Annotated in this window: 15 protein-coding genes and 1 tRNA gene; 10 read left to right on the top strand and 6 right to left on the bottom strand. The window is 53.5% G+C overall.

Going from position 1 to position 18,824, the window contains the following annotated elements; genetic code table 11:
- Window positions 1–51: 51 nt before the first annotated feature.
- From ACFOMG_RS05670 to ACFOMG_RS05645, 6 genes are all read left to right on the top strand, one after another.
- Window positions 52–540, top strand: coding sequence for a DUF2489 domain-containing protein (locus ACFOMG_RS05670; protein ID WP_376865327.1), 489 nt, complete (start codon window positions 52–54; stop codon window positions 538–540).
- A 12-nt stretch (window positions 541–552) separates the two neighbouring features.
- Window positions 553–1,146: a YceI family protein gene (locus tag ACFOMG_RS05665; protein WP_376865326.1), complete on the top strand. Its 594-nt coding sequence runs from the start codon at window positions 553–555 to the stop codon at window positions 1,144–1,146.
- 405 nt (window positions 1,147–1,551) lie between these two features.
- Entirely contained in the window at window positions 1,552–3,120 is a 1,569-nt protein-coding gene (mqo, locus tag ACFOMG_RS05660; RefSeq protein ID WP_376865324.1) for a malate dehydrogenase (quinone), read from the top strand.
- A gap of 192 nt (window positions 3,121–3,312) precedes the next feature.
- Window positions 3,313–4,458, top strand: coding sequence for a Re/Si-specific NAD(P)(+) transhydrogenase subunit alpha (locus ACFOMG_RS05655; protein ID WP_376865323.1), 1,146 nt, complete (start codon window positions 3,313–3,315; stop codon window positions 4,456–4,458).
- Between the two features lie 5 nt (window positions 4,459–4,463).
- Window positions 4,464–4,748, top strand: a complete 285-nt coding sequence (locus ACFOMG_RS05650; RefSeq protein WP_376865322.1) for an NAD(P) transhydrogenase subunit alpha — start codon at window positions 4,464–4,466, stop codon at window positions 4,746–4,748.
- An 11-nt stretch (window positions 4,749–4,759) separates the two neighbouring features.
- On the top strand, window positions 4,760–6,169 hold the full coding sequence (locus ACFOMG_RS05645) for an NAD(P)(+) transhydrogenase (Re/Si-specific) subunit beta (RefSeq protein WP_376865321.1): 1,410 nt from the start codon (window positions 4,760–4,762) through the stop codon (window positions 6,167–6,169).
- A gap of 24 nt (window positions 6,170–6,193) precedes the next feature.
- Here the strand turns inward: ACFOMG_RS05645 and ACFOMG_RS05640 are convergent, their stop codons facing one another.
- Window positions 6,194–6,697: a helix-turn-helix transcriptional regulator gene (locus tag ACFOMG_RS05640; RefSeq protein ID WP_376865319.1), complete on the bottom strand. Its 504-nt coding sequence runs from the start codon at window positions 6,695–6,697 to the stop codon at window positions 6,194–6,196.
- Window positions 6,698–6,850: 153 nt separating this feature from the next.
- Here ACFOMG_RS05640 and cydD point away from each other — a divergent pair, with 153 nt between their 5' ends.
- Both cydD and ACFOMG_RS05630 read left to right on the top strand, forming a co-directional pair.
- Window positions 6,851–8,572, top strand: coding sequence for a thiol reductant ABC exporter subunit CydD (gene cydD / locus ACFOMG_RS05635; RefSeq protein WP_376865318.1), 1,722 nt, complete (start codon window positions 6,851–6,853; stop codon window positions 8,570–8,572).
- Window positions 8,569–10,215 carry an amino acid ABC transporter ATP-binding/permease protein gene (locus ACFOMG_RS05630; RefSeq protein WP_376865317.1) on the top strand — a complete coding sequence of 549 codons (1,647 nt, stop codon included), beginning with the start codon at window positions 8,569–8,571 and terminating at the stop codon, window positions 10,213–10,215. The genes cydD and ACFOMG_RS05630 overlap by 4 nt, the downstream gene beginning before the upstream one ends.
- A 104-nt stretch (window positions 10,216–10,319) precedes the next feature.
- On the opposite strand, the gene katG is transcribed toward ACFOMG_RS05630, so the two are convergent.
- Entirely contained in the window at window positions 10,320–12,527 is a 2,208-nt protein-coding gene (gene katG, locus ACFOMG_RS05625) for a catalase/peroxidase HPI (RefSeq protein WP_376865315.1), read from the bottom strand.
- 795 nt (window positions 12,528–13,322) lie between these two features.
- On the opposite strand from katG, the gene ACFOMG_RS05620 reads away from it, so the two are divergent.
- Window positions 13,323–13,399 (top strand) — tRNA-Val (locus ACFOMG_RS05620).
- Between the two features lie 97 nt (window positions 13,400–13,496).
- Here the strand turns inward: ACFOMG_RS05620 and ACFOMG_RS05615 are convergent.
- From ACFOMG_RS05615 to uvrB, 3 genes are all read right to left on the bottom strand, one after another.
- Window positions 13,497–14,090 (bottom strand): NAD(P)H-dependent oxidoreductase, encoded by a 594-nt coding sequence (locus tag ACFOMG_RS05615; RefSeq protein ID WP_376865314.1) that lies wholly within the window; start codon window positions 14,088–14,090, stop codon window positions 13,497–13,499.
- A gap of 71 nt (window positions 14,091–14,161) precedes the next feature.
- Entirely contained in the window at window positions 14,162–14,527 is a 366-nt protein-coding gene (locus ACFOMG_RS05610; RefSeq protein ID WP_376865313.1) for a MerR family transcriptional regulator, read from the bottom strand.
- A gap of 18 nt (window positions 14,528–14,545) precedes the next feature.
- Window positions 14,546–16,576, bottom strand: a complete 2,031-nt coding sequence (uvrB, locus tag ACFOMG_RS05605) for an excinuclease ABC subunit UvrB (protein WP_376865312.1) — start codon at window positions 16,574–16,576, stop codon at window positions 14,546–14,548.
- A 107-nt stretch (window positions 16,577–16,683) separates the two neighbouring features.
- On the opposite strand from uvrB, the gene ACFOMG_RS05600 reads away from it, so the two are divergent.
- Window positions 16,684–17,868 (top strand): pyridoxal phosphate-dependent aminotransferase, encoded by a 1,185-nt coding sequence (locus tag ACFOMG_RS05600; RefSeq protein ID WP_376866204.1) that lies wholly within the window; start codon window positions 16,684–16,686, stop codon window positions 17,866–17,868.
- A gap of 209 nt (window positions 17,869–18,077) precedes the next feature.
- Here ACFOMG_RS05600 and hda read toward each other — a convergent pair whose 3' ends face one another.
- Window positions 18,078–18,800 (bottom strand): DnaA regulatory inactivator Hda, encoded by a 723-nt coding sequence (gene hda / locus ACFOMG_RS05595; RefSeq protein WP_376865310.1) that lies wholly within the window; start codon window positions 18,798–18,800, stop codon window positions 18,078–18,080.
- Window positions 18,801–18,824: the final 24 nt, after the last annotated feature.

Here is an 18,824-nt window from a genome sequence, read left to right as displayed (position 1 = left end):
CGCGGCCAAGCCGTCATAATAACGGCTTAACCCGCAGTAAGCAGATGCCCCATGACGCCCTTTTTTTTGATTATCGGTTTAATAATAATTGCCAGCCTGGCTGGTTACGCCTGGCACCTGACCCGCCAGGTTAAACGCGCACAGCAACAAGCAGAACAGCAACAACAACAGGAAGCCGCTCAGGCAGCCCATAATCTGCGCCAGAAACAACTGGAGCTGGTCACCGACATCCGTTTTATTGCCCGCTCTGTTTTGGCGCAACAATGTGAAATTACCGAAGGCGTATTACGTATCCAGTACCTGATGAACGGCCTTGACCCGGACGCCTGGCAACTATCGGAACTGCATCATGTACGTGCCCACTACGACGCCACCCGACACATGCCGATTCTGGATGCGTATAAAAAGTTATCGAAAAAAGAGCAGTTTAAAATTGATCAGCAACGCTGGGCGCTGGAAAACCAGCACCAGGAAGCGATTGAAAAAGAACTGACGTGGCTGGTAAGTTATTCTTTCCCGCAGGTCACCTTACTGCAATAACGGAGATTAATTATGATTCGCCCAGGTAAAACCCTGACGTCTGTGCTGTTATCCGCCGGACTGTTGCTGAGCTCGGTTGCTCAGGCCGACTGGCAATTAGCCCAGCCTTCAGAGGTAACCTTTGTTACCGCCAAAAATACCCACCTGCTGGAAGTTCACCGCTTTAACACACTCAGCGGTACTGTGTCTGACAGTGGTGAAGCCCGTATCAGTATCGACCTGAGCAGCATTGACTCACGCATCCCGGTACGTGATGAACGTATGCAGAAACATTTGTTCGAGGTGGAGCAGTTTACCAGCGCCACCATCAGCGCTCAGATCCCCGCCAGCGTTATCAGCAGTGTCAAAGATGGAAAAATCAGCCACATTACCCAGGAGGCCACTCTGAACCTGCATGGCTCAGATGAGCAGATTGAACTGGAGCTGCTGGTTGTTCCGGGACGTCAGGGGGAAGTGGTCATCAGCAGTCTGAAGCCGGTACTGATTCATGCCGATGATTTTGCCCTGACCAAAGGCATCCGCATGTTGCAGGACATTGCCAAATTAAAAGTCATCACCGAAGTCGTGCCTGTCAACTTCACCCTGACGTTTAACGCACCGCAGTAACAGCACAACGGCTGACATCTCAACAGCGAACAGCCCCCATGCCTGAGGTCCAGAGGCATGGGGGCTTTTTATTGTTCGTTCTTGCCAACCAGCTCCCCTCCTGCCCCTCCTGCCTCTACGCCGGCTACCCCGACTACCCCGTCAATTTCCGTCATAACGCGCCAACACATAAGATAAATTCAATACAAAAATACCTTTCCATAAGCAATAGCTTATACAAAGCATAAAAAACTCTGCGGGTTATGACCTGCATCAAGTATTGCCGCCACCGTCACGGTCGCAGTATAACTCGCACCAACAGGCCAACCTCAGTATCAATGGCCGGAACGAGCCACAAGCTCAGATGATATGCGGCGCAGATCCGCGCCCCCAGGCAGATGATTTTTACCTACAGGAGAAATCAAAATGGCAAACACACAAGCGAATACAGCAAAGGTTGACGCCTTGCTGGTTGGTAGCGGCGTAATGAGCAGCACACTGGCGACCCTACTGAAAAAGCTCGATCCGACGATCAACATCCTGATGGTTGAACGCCTCGACCAGGTGGCTGCAGAAAGCAGCGACGGCTGGAATAACGCCGGTACCGGTCATGCGGGCTACTGCGAACTGAACTACACCCCGCAGGATGCCAATGGTGATGTCAGTATCGATCGCGCCCTGACCATCAATGCCAATTTTGAAATGTCTCTGCAATTATGGTCATCCCTGATCGACCTGGGTGAATTACCACAGGCACAGCAGTTTATTCATCCGACCCCACACATCAGTTTTGTCTGGGGTGAAGACAACGTTGCTTTTTTACGCCAGCGTCATCAGAAATTATCAGCTCACCATTTATTTGCCGATATGGAATACAGTGAAGACCCGGCGGTATTAGCTGAATGGATGCCACTGGTGATGGTTGGCCGGGATAAAAACGAAGCCGTGGCCGCAACCCGGGTGCCTTATGGCGCCGATGTTGATTTTGGCTCACTTACCCGACAGCTGGTTGATAACCTGCAACAACAAAGCGGCTTTGAACTGAAAACCGCCCATGAAGTGTATGCACTGCAAAAGCAAAACGATCACTGGCATGTCAGTCTGAAAAACCGCAGCACTGGCCGTCACGAAAGTATCCAGGCCGGATTCGTATTTCTCGGCGCCGGCGGTGGTGCATTACCGCTGCTGCAAAAATCCAATATTCCGGAAAGTAAAGGCTACGGTGGCTTCCCGGTATCAGGTCAATGGCTGGTTTGCCATGACGAAAGCGTGATCCGCAAACACCACGCTAAGGTATATGGCAAAGCGGCTATCGGTGCGCCACCAATGTCTGTACCGCATCTGGACACACGCATTATTAACGGCAAACCCGCATTATTATTCGGGCCGTACGCCGGCTTTACCACGCGCTTCCTGAAAGCAGGTTCATCTCTCGACCTGATCCGATCGGTGCGCGCCAATAACCTCAAGCCAATGTTGGATGTTGGCATCAACAACATGGATCTCACCCGCTATTTAATCAGTGAAGTGATGCAATCCCACAACGACCGTATCGCCACCCTGAAGCACTACCTGCCCGATGCCAGAGCCGAAGACTGGACATTAGCCCAGGCCGGACAGCGGGTGCAGATTATTAAGAAAGATGACAGTGGCCGCGGAAAGCTGGAATTTGGCACCGAGCTGGTCGCCGCCCAGGACGGTTCTCTGGCAGCATTATTGGGTGCCTCTCCCGGTGCCTCGGTAGCAACAAAAGCCATGATAGAAGTACTGGAACGCTGTTTCCCTGAGCGCATGAACAGTGGCTGGCAACAGGCGTTAAAAGAACTGGTGCCCAGCTATGGTGAATCGTTAATCGCCGATGGCCAGTTACTGCAAAAAATCCGGCAACACACATTAACCACACTCGGGCTGACGGCACAAAAAAAGTCGCGCGCCGAGGTGGTTAATTTAAATCATCAGCCAGAGACGAACAGTGACCGCCGTTCAACCGGCTGATCAGCACAACATGATGTAATCGATATTATTCACACCAGCCGCTTTACGCAGTCATTGCCCTGACTGCAAGCGGCTTTTGTTTGCCTGTCGTTTAAAAAAAAGCGACACAGAAGAGATTAAATGGCTCAGTTTTTTATCCCTGAGCAGGAACGATTCAGCGTTTAACAACTCACGAAAACAGGAGTGTTTATTATGTTAATTGGTGTACCTAAGGAAATTTATCCTGGGGAAGCCCGGGTGGCTATTATACCTTCGGGTATACAGGTGCTACTGGACAACGGTTTTGATGTTGTGGTTCAGGAAGGTGCCGGCGATGGCGCCCACTTTGGCGACGAAGAATACCGTGCCTGTGGGGCCAGTATCGCGCCATCTGCGGAGTCCTTATATCAGCAGGCAGATATCATTCTGAAAGTGCGTCAGCCACTGGATCAGGAAGTACCGTTACTGAAACCAGAAAGCACATTAATCTGCTTATTAGATGCCTGGTTTAACCTGCCCCTGATTGGCCAGTTAGCGGATAAAAAAATACGCTCCTTTGCGCTGGAATTTATTCCCCGCACCACCCGCGCACAATCAATGGACGTATTAAGCTCCATGGGAGCCATCAGTGGTTATCGTTCGGTGCTGGCCGGTGCCATGGCCTTACCACAATATTTTCCGATGTTAATGACCGCCGCCGGCACCATTCACCCGGCCAGAGTCTTTATTATTGGTGCTGGCGTGGCCGGCCTGATGGCAATCTCCACCGCCCGCCGCTTAGGTGCCGTCGTCGAAGCCTACGATACCCGCGCGGAAGTGCGCGAGCAGGTCGAATCTCTGGGCGCTAAATTTGTCGAATTCGATCTGGAAACCGAAAGTGGCAACGCCTCAGGTTACGCCAGTGAAAAATCCGAAGAGTTTTACCGCAAACAACGCGAACAGATGACAACCAAAATTTCCCAGGCGGATCTGGTTATCACCACAGCCGCGATTCCCGGTAAACCCAGCCCACGACTGATCACCAAAGACATGCTGCACTATATGAAAAAAGGCTCAGTCATTGTTGATCTGGCCGCCGAGCGTGGCGGCAATGTTGAAGGCACCGTGGCCGGAGAAAAGGTTTACCTTGATGGCGTCACACTGATTGGCTACACCGATCACCCCGGCCGGGTACCCGTGCACGCCTCACAGCTGTTAACTAAAAATATCTCAACCTTCCTGTTGAATATGGCCGCCGATGGCGAGCTGAACATCACACTGGAAGACGATATTGTCGCCGCCACTCTGGTAACGGAAAACGGCGAAATCAAACACGAAGGGTTAAAAGCCCAGGCCGATAATTCAGCAGAGAAGGAATAATCCCGATGGAAATGTTCATCATGAGCCTGACCATTTTTGTACTGGCGGTATTCGTTGGTGTTGAAGTGATCAATAAAGTACCGCCGACCTTACACACGCCATTAATGAGCGGCACCAATGCCATCTCAGGCATTGTGGTGGTGGGCGCTATTATCAGCTCCGGCGGCAGCGAGCATACCACCGTACTGTCGACCGTATTAGGTGTAGCGGCGATCGCGCTGGCAACCATTAATATTGTGGCCGGTTTTATGGTAACCGACCGCATGCTGAATATGTTTAAAAAGAAGTAAGGGGCTGTTAAGTGGATACGTTAATTAATTTAGGTTATCTGGCCGCTGCCGTCCTGTTTATTCTCGGCATCAAAGGCATGACCACGCCAAAAACTGCGGTCCGTGGTAATCAGATGTCGGCCAGCGGCATGCTGATTGCCATTATTGTTGCCCTGCTGGACAACAACGTAGTGACCTACGAATACATCGTTATTGGTGTATTAATTGGTGGCACCATCGGCGCCATTCTGGCGAAAAAAACCGCCATGACCGATATGCCGGAACTGGTTGCCGCACTGAACGGTATTGGTGGTGGCGCCTCGCTGCTGGTTGCCGCATCGAATTACCTTGAAAGCCAGAAACTGGCTGAACTCGGTCAGTTTTCTGCCAGCTATGACTGGTCAATTGCGGTCATTCTTTCCATTTTAATCGGCGCTGTTACGCTCACCGGTTCTTTTATTGCCGTGGGTAAATTAAAAGGCAAAATCGGTGACTCCAGCCAGGTACGGTTATTTAAATGGATTGTTAAATTATGCCTGCTGACACTGTTGGCCGGGGCGGCGTATTTTGCGGCGGTTGATCCGTTAAATTCCGATCTGTTAATTGCCGGACTGATCGTACTCTGCCTGATTCTGGGTATTTGTCTGGTGATGCCAATCGGTGGCGCAGACATGCCGGTTGTGGTTGCCCTGCTGAACTCCTATTCCGGCCTGGCTGGCGCAGCCGCTGGCTTTGTGCTGGAAAACAACGGCCTGATTATCACCGGCTCGTTGGTGGGTGCCTCCGGTATTATTCTCACCAGCATCATGTGTAAAGCCATGAACCGCTCGCTGACCAACGTTCTGTTTGGCGGATCCATGGCCGAAAGTGCCGGTATCAGCCGTGATGAAAACGATGCCTTCTATGAAGGTAAAGTGAAGTTTTCATCAGCCGATGAACTGGCCATGCTGCTGGACGGCGCACAAAACGTTGTATTTGTACCGGGTTATGGTCTGGCCGTTGCTCAGGCTCAACACGCCACCCGTGAACTGGCCAACATGCTGGAAGCTCAGGGTGCGAATGTTAAATACGCCATTCACCCGGTGGCCGGCCGTATGCCGGGACATATGAACGTATTACTGGCCGAGGCCGAGGTGCCTTACGACCAGCTGGTGGAAATGGATGCCATTAACCCGGAGTTTTCGCAAACCGACGTCGCTATTGTTCTGGGGGCAAACGATGTGGTGAACCCGGCAGCGGCTCAGGACCCGGCGTCACCGATTTTTGGTATGCCGATTCTGGACGTTCACAACGCTAAAACCGTGGTTGTGGTTAAACGGGGTTTGTCGCCCGGCTTCGCCGGCATTCCGAATGAATTGTTTATCCGCGACAACTCACTGATGGTCGCCGGGGATGCGAAAAAAGTTCTGCAGGATACAATTTCCGCACTGAAAGATCTGTAATCCGCCCCGCTCATCACAACCGGATTAACGCCGCTGAAATTGCCGCGGTGTTAATCCGGTTTCGCGTTTAAATGCCCGGTTAAAAGCACTTTGTTCTGAATACCCTAATAACAAGGCAATTTCAGCCAGCGTTAACTGCCCGGCCTGCAGATGTTTTTTCGCCAGTTCGGTACGGGTTTGCATCAATATTTGTTTAAACGAAAAACCGTATTGCTGCAGCCGGCGGAATAACGTCCGCTCCGATACATTCAGCTGCCGGGCGACAAAAGCCGAGTTCGCCTGGCCACTTTGCAATGCCTTAAGTAAAGCCTTACGCAAACGCTCTATCAGATCATCCTGCTGCGGCAATACCGCCAGCATCGATAACGCCTGATTTTCGCAGGCTAATACCAGATATCCCAGCACCCCGAGATGAGCAGCCTGGACGCTCAGTCCGAGCTGCACAGCCACCGGCTGCTGCGGATAACGTTGCTGTAACGTCTCAAGAATCTGCCACCAGCGCTGACAGACAGGCGTAAAGACCGGCAATAGCTGCCTTCTCCTGCCGTCACGATCGTTGAGAATTGTCAGCCTGTCTGCCAGCGGACGCGACTTATGTGCTACGCCCTGATAACATGGCCCGCGGTTTATATAGCTCGTCGCCGTTGTTTTATCGTGCCATCAGTACAGGCCACTGCCATCATGACCCGACCCTCCCCCGCTCCACCCTTCGAACAGGCCAGCGCCCTGCTGAAATACGCCGGTCGTTCAGCAAGAACAGAGAATGCCCTGGCAACCCTGCTTGGTCTGATTCAGGCCGTATTAACCATTGCCCTCGCCTGGCAGGTTGCCAGCATGCTGGCGCAGGCTGTTTATCCCGCCAGCCTGAGTACATCACAGTTACCGGATGCCCAGGCCTGGTTAACCCTGGCAGCGATCATGGTGGGCCGGGTACTGAGTGGTTATAGTCAGAAGCGGATCGCCAATCGCGCCAGTATCAAAATCCGTCAGCGCTTACGACAGCTGGCGTTAAACGCCTGTTTTGAGCTGAATATCCGCTTATTCCCTCACTTTCGGGTCGCCGAAATCAGCAATGTACTGGCCACTGAAATTGACAAACAACGCGGCTATTTTGCCGATTTTGTCAGTCAGAAAAACCTCGCCTTGTTTATGCCACTGGCCATTATTATCGCCACCGCTCAGGTCAGCTGGCTGGTGCCGCTGATTTTTTTGTTGACCGCACCACTGGTTCCCGTCTTTATGATGCTGGTTGGTTTTAAAGCCGCCGATGCCAGCCGTGCCAACCTGCAGCAGCTCAACCGCCTGGGGGATTTATTGGCTGACCGGCTGAAAAATTTAACGGCGCTGCAACTGGCACGCCGCTGCGATGCCGAAGCCGGGCAACTGTTTAACCAGTCTGAACAATACCGTCATTCCACCATGAGTGTGTTACGGCTGTCGTTTTTATCCGGTACGGTGCTGGAATTTTTCAGTGCCATCAGTGTTGCCATTGTTGCCGTGTATCTGGGGCTGTTTTTCCTGGGTAAGTACGATATCGGCAGTTATGACGGTTATGGCTTATTTGCCGGTGTGTTTATTCTGATGCTGGCGCCGGAATTTTATTTGCCGTTGCGGCGTATGGGAGCGCTGTACCACGAACGTGCCGATGCCATCAGCCTGGCCGAACAACTCATTCGCCTGCAACAACTGGCGGCACAACAACCGCTCACACAATCCGCCAGCCATTCGTCAATTCCGGCGTTGCAACAGCTGAGCGTCGGGCAACTGGTCAGTGGTGATGGTCACGGCGTTCACCAGCCGGTCAGCTTCAGTCTGCAGGCCGGTGACCGGTTATTGTTAGACGGCCCATCCGGATCAGGAAAAACCACCTTATTAGACACCCTGGCCGGGTTACGTCCGGCGACGGCCGGCAGTATTTTTATTAATCAACAGCCCTGCTCGGTGTTATTACACCCGGACTGGCTGGCACAGCTGGGTTACCTGTCGCAACAACCGGAATTATTGTTTGCCAGCATCCGCGATAATTTATGCCTCGGCCGCAATTTCAGCGACGACCAGCTGTATCAGGCGCTGGCCAGCGCCCGGGCCGAACAGCTGGTACTGCAACTGCCCGGCCAGCTGGATTACCACATCAGTGATCGCGGCGGCTATTTATCCGGTGGCCAGGCCCAGCGGATTGCCCTGGCACGGGTATTTTTGCACCGCCCGGCGCTGTTGCTGCTGGATGAACCCAGTGCCAACCTCGATCAGCAAACCGCCAGCGAGTTTATGCAACAGTTACGTCACTACAGTGATGCCGGTGGCATCATCATTATGGCCAGTCACCGTCCGGCCGAGCGCGACTTTTTTAACCACCACCTGCAACTGCAGCGTGTTACGACTGAACAGCAAGGTGCCGCATGACACAGGATTATTGGCGCCTGTTGTGGCAGCAGAAAAAAATGGCGCTGCTGGGTCTGCTGCTGGCTGTTTTTACCGCCTATTGCGGCATTGCTTTGCTGGCCGTTTCCGGCTGGTTTATCAGTGCCGCGGCACTGGCCGGATTAACCGCGACCAGCGCCATGGCGTTTAACTTTTTTACCCCGGGCGCCATGGTACGGGGGTTATCCATTGGCCGCACATTAGGCCGTTATGGCGAACGGCTGGCCAGCCACGAAGCCACGTTCCGGATTATTTCGCACCTGCGGGCGGCAATATTCCGTCAGCTGTCCGCTCAGCCCTGGCAGGAAACCCAGCTCGACCGCCATCAGTCGGGCAGTCGATTATTACAGGATATTCAACATATTGAAGCGATCTACCTGTCGGCCGTATTACCTGCAACCGTCACCCTGGCGGTCACCCTGGGGTATCTCGCCGCATTGTTGGTGATCTGGCCGCCACTGGTTTTATGGGCATTGCCCTGGGTTGCACTGGCGGTGTTGCTGATGCCCTGGCTGTACAGCCGCCAGGTACTGGAGACACAGGATCAGCTGCACCAGCAACGCGCCGGGCAATGGCGTAACACCAGTGCTTTGTTAACCAACATGCGCACGCTGACGCTGCATGGCCGGTTAGCGCACAGCAGTGAGCAACTGTTTCAGCAGGCCAGTGATGGTGACCGCCAGGAAAATCACAGCGTTAACCAGCAGCAGAGCATTATGCTGCTGGCACAACTGAGCCTGATCACCCTGACTCTGATTATTTTCTGGCAGGCATTTAACGGCTGGCAGCTTGGCCAGTTACAAGCCGCGCAGATTTTTATGGTGTTATTGCTGACACTCGGCAGTGTCGATGTATTCCTCGATGCCAGCCCAACACTGGCTGCCTGGCGTCTCGGTTTACGCGCGCTGCAGCGCCTGCACAGTCAGCCGACGGCCACTGCCGCGACAGCACTGCAGTTTGATGACCAACAAACCGACCTGATCATCCGCTCGCTGGATTACCATTACCCGAATCAGCCGGCGGCGCTGTTCTGCCGCTTCAGCCATTGCTTTACCGGGCCCGGCTGGCACTGGATCTGCGGCCCCAGTGGCAGCGGTAAAAGTACGTTAATTGCGTTATTAGCCGGACAATTACAGCCACAACAAGGATCGCTGACACTGCCCCTGTCCGCTCAGCCCCCCGGCGCTATCCCCGCCGGGGTTGGCCTGATGCCACAACGCATCGATATCCTGCGCGCCAGCCTGCGCGATAATCTGAACCTGCATCATGGTCACACGGATGAACAGCTCTGGCAGGCGCTGGCGTTAGTCGAGTTAAAACACTGGGCCGAACAACTGCCACAGGGGCTGGACACCTGGCTCGGGGACGGAGAATGGCAGGCCTCCGGCGGTGAGATCAAACGTCTGGGACTGGCACGCTTAATTCTTCAGGACCAGCCGCTGATGTTGCTGGATGAACCCGCTGCCGGCTTAGACAGCGCTCTGGCACAACGGATCTTTCAGCGTCTGAGTGAACACTGGCAAGCCAAACTGGTGATTGCGAACACCCACGACCGGCAGTTAATTCAACCCGGTCAGACGCTACTGGAACTCAACTCGGCTGAATCCACCAACACCACCACCTAACCCTTGCCAGGCGGTTACCACTGCCACTGCCACTGCCCAGAGCAATAAAAAAACCACGCCTGCAGCGAAGTGCAGGCGTGGTTTTATTGGCTTTGCAGACGCGGTTATGAGGTTAAATCAAACCGATCAGCGTTCATCACCTTGACCCAGGCTTTAACAAAGTCGCGCACGAATTTCTCTTTGTTGTCATCCTGAGCGTACACTTCGGCGTAAGCACGCAGAATGGAGTTGGAACCAAACACCAGATCCACCCGGGTGGCGGTCCACTTCACCGTACCGCTGTCACGCTCGACGATGTTGTACGAATTGCGCCCGGTAGGCTCCCAGCAGTTCGCCATATCGGTTAGGTTAACGAAGAAGTCGTTGCTTAATACCCCGACCCGATCGGTAAACACGCCGTGTACGCTATTGCTGTGATTAGTACCCAGTACCCGCATACCACCGACTAACACCGTCATTTCCGGCGCGGTTAAACCCAGCAGCTGAGCGCGGTCGAGCAGCATCTCTTCCGGCATCACAGCGTAATGCTCTTTCTGCCAGTTGCGGAAGCCATCGTGCAACGGTTCCAGCACCGCAAACGACTCAACATCGGTTTGCTCATCGCTGGCGTCACCACGCCCCGGAGCAAACGGCACCTCAATCGACACACCGGCATCGGCGGCGGCTTTTTCGATCGCAGCACTGCCAGCCAGAACAATCAGATCGGCCAGACTGACGTCTTTTGCGAAGCCACTGCGGATACCTTCCAGCACCGCCAGTACCTTCTGCAGACGCTCCGGTTCGTTACCCGCCCAGTCTTTTTGTGGCGCCAGGCGAATACGCGCACCATTGGCACCACCACGGAAGTCAGAACCGCGGAAAGTCCGGGCACTGTCCCAGGCGGTCGCCACCAGCTCTGATACCGGCAGTCCGGCATCCAGAATCTGGCGCTTCAGCGCTGCGATATCCTCTGCTGACAAATCGGCATTACCGGCGGGTACAGGGTCCTGCCAGATCAACTCTTCGCTTGGTACGTCGTCGCCTAAGTAACGTGCCACCGGGCCCATATCCCGGTGTGTTAATTTAAACCAGGCACGGGCAAATACATCCTCAAAGTAGGCCTGATCGTCACGGAAACGTTCTGCGATTTTGCGGTATTGCGGATCCACTTTTAACGCCATATCGGCATCTGTCATCATCGGCATACAGCGAATGCTGGCGTCTTCCACGTCGACCGGCTTGTCTTCCTCGGCGATGTTCACCGGCTGCCATTGATGAGCACCGGCCGGGCTTTTGGTTAATTCCCAGTCGTACTTAAACAGCAGATCAAAATAGCCGTTGTCCCATTGAGTCGGGTTGCTGGTCCAGGCGCCTTCAATACCACTGGTGACGGTGTCACGTCCGATGCCGCGGGCTTTGTGATTCATCCAGCCAAAACCCTGATCTTCGATATCTGCCGCTTCCGGTTCAGGCCCCAGGTTGGCGGCGTCACCATTACCGTGCGCTTTGCCCACGGTATGGCCACCGGCGGTTAACGCCACAGTTTCTTCATCGTTCATCGCCATACGGGCAAAGGTGGTGCGCATATCCTGCGCGGTTTTTAACGGATCCGGATTACCGTCAACCCCTTCCGGGTTCACGTAAATCAGCCCCATCATCACCGACGCCAACGGATTCTCCAGGCCGTCTTCGCTGCGGTCTTCACCGGCATAACGGCTGCCTTCACCGCCACTTTCCTGCAGCCACTCTTTTTCTGAGCCCCAGTAGGTGTCTTTTTCCGGGTGCCAGATATCTTCCCGGCCGCCGGCAAAACCAAAGGTTTTAAAGCCCATCGATTCATAGGCCATATTACCGGCGAGAATCATCAGGTCGGCCCAGGAAATGCGGTTGCCGTATTTCTTTTTTAACGGCCACAATAAGCGCCGGGCTTTATCCAGGTTGCCGTTATCCGGCCAGCTGTTAAGTGGCGCAAAACGCTGGTTACCGGTATTGGCACCACCACGACCATCGGCCACCCGGTAGGAACCGGCGGCATGCCAGGCCATGCGGATAAACAAACCACCATAATGACCCCAGTCGGCTGGCCACCAGCTCTGGCTGTCGGTCATCAGCGCTTTTAAATCGTCTTTCAGCGCCTGCAGATCCAGTTTTTTAAAGGCTTCGGCGTAGTTAAAGTCCTCACCGAGGGGATTGGTCTTGCTATCGTGCTGATGCAGGATGTCGAGGTTTAAGGCATTCGGCCACCAGGCTGTGGGGGTATCGGCACTGGACGTGTTGCCGCCATGCATAACCGGACATCCACCGTTTGGGGCTTGTGAGCTGCTGTCTGACATAAGAAATCTCCTTGAACGCCTGTTATGGCGCCGGGTTGCTGACGCACTACTGTGCGGGGTCAGATTTCATACTAGCAGTCATTATAATTAGCGATACTTAATTATAAAAATAACCATGATAGCTTTTACTTATATCAGAGCACTCCTCAATTGTGGGAGCGGACCCTGTCCGCGATACTTACTAACGCCGCACTTCGGGGACAAGGTCCCCTCCTACAGCATCAGAGCACTCCTCAATTGTGGGAGCGGACCCTGTCCGCGATACTTACTAACGCCGCACTTCGGGGACAAGGTCCCCTCCTACAGCATCAGAGTACTCCTCAATGGTCCCCTCCTACAGCATCAGAGCACTCCTCAATTGTGGAAGCGGACCCTGTCCGCGATACTTACTAACGCCGCACTTCGGGGACAAGGTCCCCTCCTACAGCATCAGAGCACTCCTCAATTGTGGGAGCGGACCCTGTCCGCGATATTTGCTAACGCCGCACTTCGGGGACAAGGTCCCCTCCTACAGCATCAGAGCACTCCTCAATGGTCCCCTCCTACAGCATCAGAGCACTCCTCAATTGTGGGAGCAGACCCTGTCCGCGACACTTACTAACGCCGCACTTCGGGGACAAGGTCCCCTCCTACAGCATCAGAGCACTCCTCAATTGTGGGAGCGGACCCTGTCCGCGACACCTGATTCGGGGAGAAAACCAAAGCTACCCATCTGATTCCAAAGCACTTTTTGCAATCAGCCGAACAAATAGGGTTGCACTGCTCTACAACCCCGGGTAATATGCGCGGCAATTCAGGACTATAGCTCAGTTGGTTAGAGCGCTACCTTGACATGGTAGAGGTCCCCAGTTCGAATCTGGGTAGTCCTACCAAATATGAAAAAGGCGTCTTCCTCACGGTTGACGCCTTTTTTGTATCTCGCTATCTGATCACAAGCAGTGATCAGCAGCAGCCCAGCATAACCCGCATTTAGCTCAGTTTCGCCGCCGAATCCGGCTGCGGCACGCGCCGTTCAATATCGTCCAGCCAGCGTTGTAACTGTTGCTCACTGGCCCCCATAACCGGCCCCAGATAACACACGGAAGTAACTTTAACGCCAACAAACTCAAGAATGGTGTGCTTCAGCTGTTTCACCAACGGATTACCCTGAAACCATTTATGCCACCACACCGGGGTGTCCATGGTAATAATCAGTTCTGCGCTGCGCCCTTTCAGCAGTTGTTTCGGCCAGCTTTTGCCCTCGGTATATTTAAACGCATAACCGGGCAGAAACACGCGATCAAACAGTCCTTTCAGTAACGCCGGCATGCCGCCCCACCATAACGGCGTCAGCAGCACCAGATGTTCGGCCCAGTGGATGTGTTGCTGCAGAGTTTCCAGATCCGGCTCCAGTGGCTGAACCTGATCGTAACCGTGCTGCAGATTAGCATCGAAGTTCAGTTCGGCAATATTCACCAGCTGGACATCATGCCCCACAGCCGCGACCTGCTGATAACGCTGTGCCAGTGCCAAACAAAAACTGCGGGGTTTTGGATTGCCATTAATAATTAAGATTCGGCTCATACTTATTCCTCATTGGTGGAATAGCAGATGCTAAACCTTGCCCTCAGGGTGAGAGTCAACAGCCGATTGATTCAGACCGCACAACGATTCAGACCACGTTCAACACAGTCGCTGATGACGTCACGATAATGGTCAATATCCTTTAACTGCTGCTCCAGCCGGCACTTCTCATTAATTACCCGCTGCCGCTTATCGATCAGCAACTGATTCAGCGCACTCCAGTCCAGGTCATTATCAGCGACCTTCAGTTGTTGCAGCTCAGCCAGGGTGACACCCAGCCCCTGCGCCCACTTGATCAGTTGTACAAATTCGATATGAGCGTGTTCATACCAGCGATATTTACCCCGCCTGGCAACCGACAACAATCCCAGAGATTCGTACAGCCGCAACGCCCGTGCAGTCACTCCGCTGCGTTTTTCCAGCTCACTGATATACATAACACGTCCGTTACCATCTCAACTGTTCTCAATCACCTGTTGCTTCATTTCATGCAGCAGATCTCGCAGCCGTGCGGCTTCTTCAAAATCGAGGTCTTTAGCCGCTTTAAACATCTGATCTTCCACTTCGGCCACGCGCTCCACCAGCTTCGCAGCAGGCAATGCTTTCCAGTCGTCGACCGCATAACCGCCAGCGGGCTCGGCCACCTTGCGACTGCGGCCTTTACCCTTGCCTTTCGAGCCCGGTGCCGGCGCCGCCTCAAGAATATCTTCCACCGACTTGGTGACCCCTCTGGGAGTGATGCCATGCTCTGCATTAAAGGCAAGCTGCTTCTCACGGCGACGGTCAGTTTCATCCATGGCGCGCTGCATCGAATCGGTGATTCGATCGGCGTATAAAATAGCCTTACCGTTGAGGTTACGTGCCGCCCGGCCAATGGTCTGAATCAATGAACGTTCCGAACGCAAAAAGCCTTCTTTATCAGCATCAAAAATTGCGACCAGCGACACTTCCGGAATATCCAGGCCTTCCCGCAGTAAGTTAATCCCCACTAACACGTCAAACTCACCCAGGCGCAGGTCGCGGATAATTTCTACCCGCTCAACCGTGTCGATATCCGAATGCAGATACCGCACCCGTACCTGTTGCTCACTCAGGAATTCGGTTAAATCTTCCGCCATACGTTTGGTGAGCACGGTAATTAATACCCGCTCGCCCCTGGCGGTACGCTGCTGCAGTTCGTGCAATACATCATCAACCTGACCGGTGGCCGGACGTACTTCCAGTTCCGGGTCGATCAGACCGGTCGGCCGCACCACCTGCTCGACCACATTATCCTGGTGATCCTGCTCATACGGCCCCGGGGTAGCAGAGACAAACACACATTGCGGCACAATGGCTTCCCATTCTTCAAAACGCATCGGCCGGTTATCCAGCGCTGATGGCAAACGGAAACCAAACTGCACCAGAGTTTCCTTACGCGAACGGTCACCACGATACATGCCGCCGATTTGCGGAATCGTGACATGGGATTCGTCAACAAACACCAGCGCATCTTTCGGGATATAGTCAAACAGTGTGGGGGGCGCATCGCCTTCGCCACGACCGGATAAATAACGCGAGTAGTTTTCGATACCGGAGCAGTACCCCAGTTCGCGCATCATTTCGACGTCGTAACGGGTACGTTGCTCCAGTCGCTGAGCCTCCACCAGCAGGTTTTCTTCGCGGTAATATTCCAGCCGTTGTTTTAATTCCTGTTCGATGCCGTCGATGGCATCAAGGATTTTTTCGCGCGGCGTCACATAGTGTGTTTTCGGATAAATAGTGACCCGCGCCAGCCGCGAGCGTACTTCGCCGGTGAGCGGATCAAATAACGAAATCTGCTCAATTTCGTCATCGAATAATTCGATCCGTACGGCATCGTCATCACTTTCCGCCGGAAAAATATCAATCACATCGCCGCGCACCCGATACGTGCCACGATGAAAATCCATATCGTTGCGGGTGTACTGCAGTTCCGCCAGGCGACGCAATAAAGTGCGCTGATTAATCTCATCACCACGCACCATATGCAACATCATTTTCAGGTAAGAATCCGGATCACCCAGACCATAAATCGCCGACACAGTCGCAACAATCACCGCATCGCGACGCTCCATCAGGGCTTTGGTCGCCGACAGACGCATCTGCTCAATGTGTTCGTTTACCGAGGCATCTTTATCAATAAAGGTATCCGACGCCGGCACATACGCTTCCGGCTGGTAATAATCGTAATAAGAGACAAAATATTCCACCGCATTATTGGGGAAGAACTCTTTAAACTCACCGTACAACTGCGCCGCCAGGGTTTTATTGTGCGCCATAATGATGGTCGGCCGCTGGCACTGGGCAATCACATTCGCCATGGTGTAGGTTTTACCGGAACCGGTTACCCCCAGCAGCGTTTGTTTCAGCAGACCGGCATTAATCCCCTGTACCAGCCCCTGAATCGCATTGGGCTGGTCACCGGCCGGTGAATATTTGGACGTGAGTTCAAATGCTTTGCTCATCAGGATTCCAGAACGTCATGGTTTGCCGTATCATTATACGGATTTTTTACGGCAGTAGAGTTTCACACACTTCAGCTGCCCCATCCATCGCGAAATTGAGGATACACATTTTGGACCTGCAATTGTCTGATCGCGTACAACAGATCAAGCCTTCTCCTACTCTGGCGGTCACCAACCGAGCTGCCGAACTGCGAGCGGCGGGCAAAGACATTATTGGCCTGGGCGCTGGCGAACCGGATTTTGACACGCCACAACATATTAAAGATGCAGCCAGCCAGGCGATTGCCAACGGCTTCACCAAATATACCGCGGTAGACGGCACCCCGGCTCTGAAGCAAGCGATTATTGCCAAGTTCAAACGTGATAATGGCCTGAGCTATGAGCCGAATCAGATTCTGGTGTCATGCGGTGGTAAACAAAGCTTCTTTAATATGGCACTGGCACTGCTGAATCCGGGCGACGAAGTGGTTATCCCGGCACCTTATTGGGTGTCTTACCCGGATATGGTTAAAATTGCCGAAGGTGTGCCGGTAATCGTGGAAACCGATCAGAGCAGCCGCTTTAAAATGACCCCGGCACAGCTGGATGCGGCCATTACCAGCAAAACCCGTCTGGTCGTGATCAACAGCCCGTCCAATCCATCTGGCGTGGCGTACAGCGAAGCCGAGCTGAAAGCCCTGGCTGAAGTGCTGAAACAATACCCTGAGGTATTAATCGCCACCGACGACATGTACGAACATATTTTATGGGCCGAAGGTGGTTTCCATAATATCGTCAGCGTTTGCCCGGAACTGTTCGACCGCACCGTGGTTATGAATGGCGTCTCCAAAGCCTACAGCATGACCGGCTGGCGTATTGGTTATGTCGGCGGACCACAAAAGCTGGTGGCGGCGATGAAAAAAATCCAGTCACAAAGCACCTCCAACCCAACCTCGATTGCTCAGGTGGCTGCCGAAGCCGCACTGAATGGCGACCAGGGCTGTGTTCAGGACATGCTGCAGGCATTTAAACAGCGTCACGACTATGTCGTTGCGGCGCTGAATGAACTGCCTGGCGTTGACTGCGTGGAAAGTGACGGTACCTTCTATGCCTTCCCAAGCTTTAAAGGCGCCATGGAAAAAGCCGGCATTGAATCGGATGTCGAATTTGCTGAAAAGCTGCTGACCGAAGCCGAAGTGGCACTGGTGCCGGGTTCTGCGTTCGGCACTCCGGGGCATATGCGCTTGTCATTTGCCACCAGCATGGAGGTGCTACAGGAAGCCATCAGCCGCCTTAAAAAAGCGCTGGCTTAGAGTAGCCCCTGGGTGGTAATAATCACGGTGGGTGGTAATAATCACGGTGGGTTGCGCTGCGCTTACCCACCCTACAATTTCATCCATATTCATCAACGTAATCGATTATCACAATCCGTGTAGGGTGGGTAAGCGAAGCGCAACCCACCAATTCAAACCACCAATTCAAACCACCAATTCAAACCACCAATTCAAACCGCCCATTCGAATCACCAGTCAAGCTCCGTCTTAATAAACGGAATGGTTAATTTTCGCTGAGCTGACAGTGACGCCTGATCAAGCCGGTCGAGCAGATCAAACAATCCCTGCATCTCCTGCGGCCCGCGCGACAAGATAAAACGTGCAACTTCTTCGCTCATATTCAGGCCGCGACGCTTGGCACGTAATAATAACGCCTGTGCTTTATCGTCATTTTCCAACGGCTCCACCTGATACACCATGCCCCAGGTTAAGCGCGATTCCAGATCAGGTAATTCAATACCCAGGGTTTTCGGGCTGCCATTAGCGGCAATCAATAAGTGTCCCTGACGATCGCGAATGCGGTTAAACAGATGAAATAAACCTTCTTCCCATTCGGCATTACCCGCCACCACCTGAATATTATCCAGCGCCACCAGCGGCAGTTGCTCCATTGAATCCAGTACCGCCGGGCTGTATTCCACCAGCTCATCCAGTGGCAGATACACGCTCTGGTGCCCCAGCCCTTCAGCATAGTGACAAGCCGCCTGCAATAAATGACTGCATCCGACTCCCGGCGCGCCCCACAAATAAAGGAAGGGTTCACCATTCAGCGTCCATTGCTTTTGCAGGTCATGCACCACCTGCTCATTCGGCCCGGCGTAATAATTAGCAAAACGGGCATCATCGCGAATGGCCACCGACAGAGTCAGCTGTTGCTGAGGCTTCAGTGGTTGATGGGTTTTTGTGCTCATGATGGGGTTCCGTACTGCTTATAT

This window comes from Bacterioplanoides pacificum (assembly GCF_042648445.1).
Taxonomy (GTDB): domain Bacteria; phylum Pseudomonadota; class Gammaproteobacteria; order Pseudomonadales; family Oceanobacteraceae; genus Bacterioplanoides; species Bacterioplanoides pacificum.
Note: the sequence above shows the minus strand (reverse complement) of the source record. Positions and strands in the feature narration are given on the sequence as shown.

Coding starts and splice junctions, on each gene's coding strand:
- ACFOMG_RS05670 (WP_376865327.1), top strand. CDS start 52: ATGACGCCCTTTTTTTTGATTATCGGTTTAATAATAATTGCCAGCCTG.
- ACFOMG_RS05665 (WP_376865326.1), top strand. CDS start 553: ATGATTCGCCCAGGTAAAACCCTGACGTCTGTGCTGTTATCCGCCGGA.
- mqo (WP_376865324.1), top strand. CDS start 1,552: ATGGCAAACACACAAGCGAATACAGCAAAGGTTGACGCCTTGCTGGTT.
- ACFOMG_RS05655 (WP_376865323.1), top strand. CDS start 3,313: ATGTTAATTGGTGTACCTAAGGAAATTTATCCTGGGGAAGCCCGGGTG.
- ACFOMG_RS05650 (WP_376865322.1), top strand. CDS start 4,464: ATGGAAATGTTCATCATGAGCCTGACCATTTTTGTACTGGCGGTATTC.
- cydD (WP_376865318.1), top strand. CDS start 6,851: ATGACCCGACCCTCCCCCGCTCCACCCTTCGAACAGGCCAGCGCCCTG.
- ACFOMG_RS05630 (WP_376865317.1), top strand. CDS start 8,569: ATGACACAGGATTATTGGCGCCTGTTGTGGCAGCAGAAAAAAATGGCG.
- katG (WP_376865315.1), bottom strand. CDS start 12,527: ATGTCAGACAGCAGCTCACAAGCCCCAAACGGTGGATGTCCGGTTATG.
- ACFOMG_RS05615 (WP_376865314.1), bottom strand. CDS start 14,090: ATGAGCCGAATCTTAATTATTAATGGCAATCCAAAACCCCGCAGTTTT.
- ACFOMG_RS05610 (WP_376865313.1), bottom strand. CDS start 14,527: ATGTATATCAGTGAGCTGGAAAAACGCAGCGGAGTGACTGCACGGGCG.
- uvrB (WP_376865312.1), bottom strand. CDS start 16,576: ATGAGCAAAGCATTTGAACTCACGTCCAAATATTCACCGGCCGGTGAC.
- hda (WP_376865310.1), bottom strand. CDS start 18,800: ATGAGCACAAAAACCCATCAACCACTGAAGCCTCAGCAACAGCTGACT.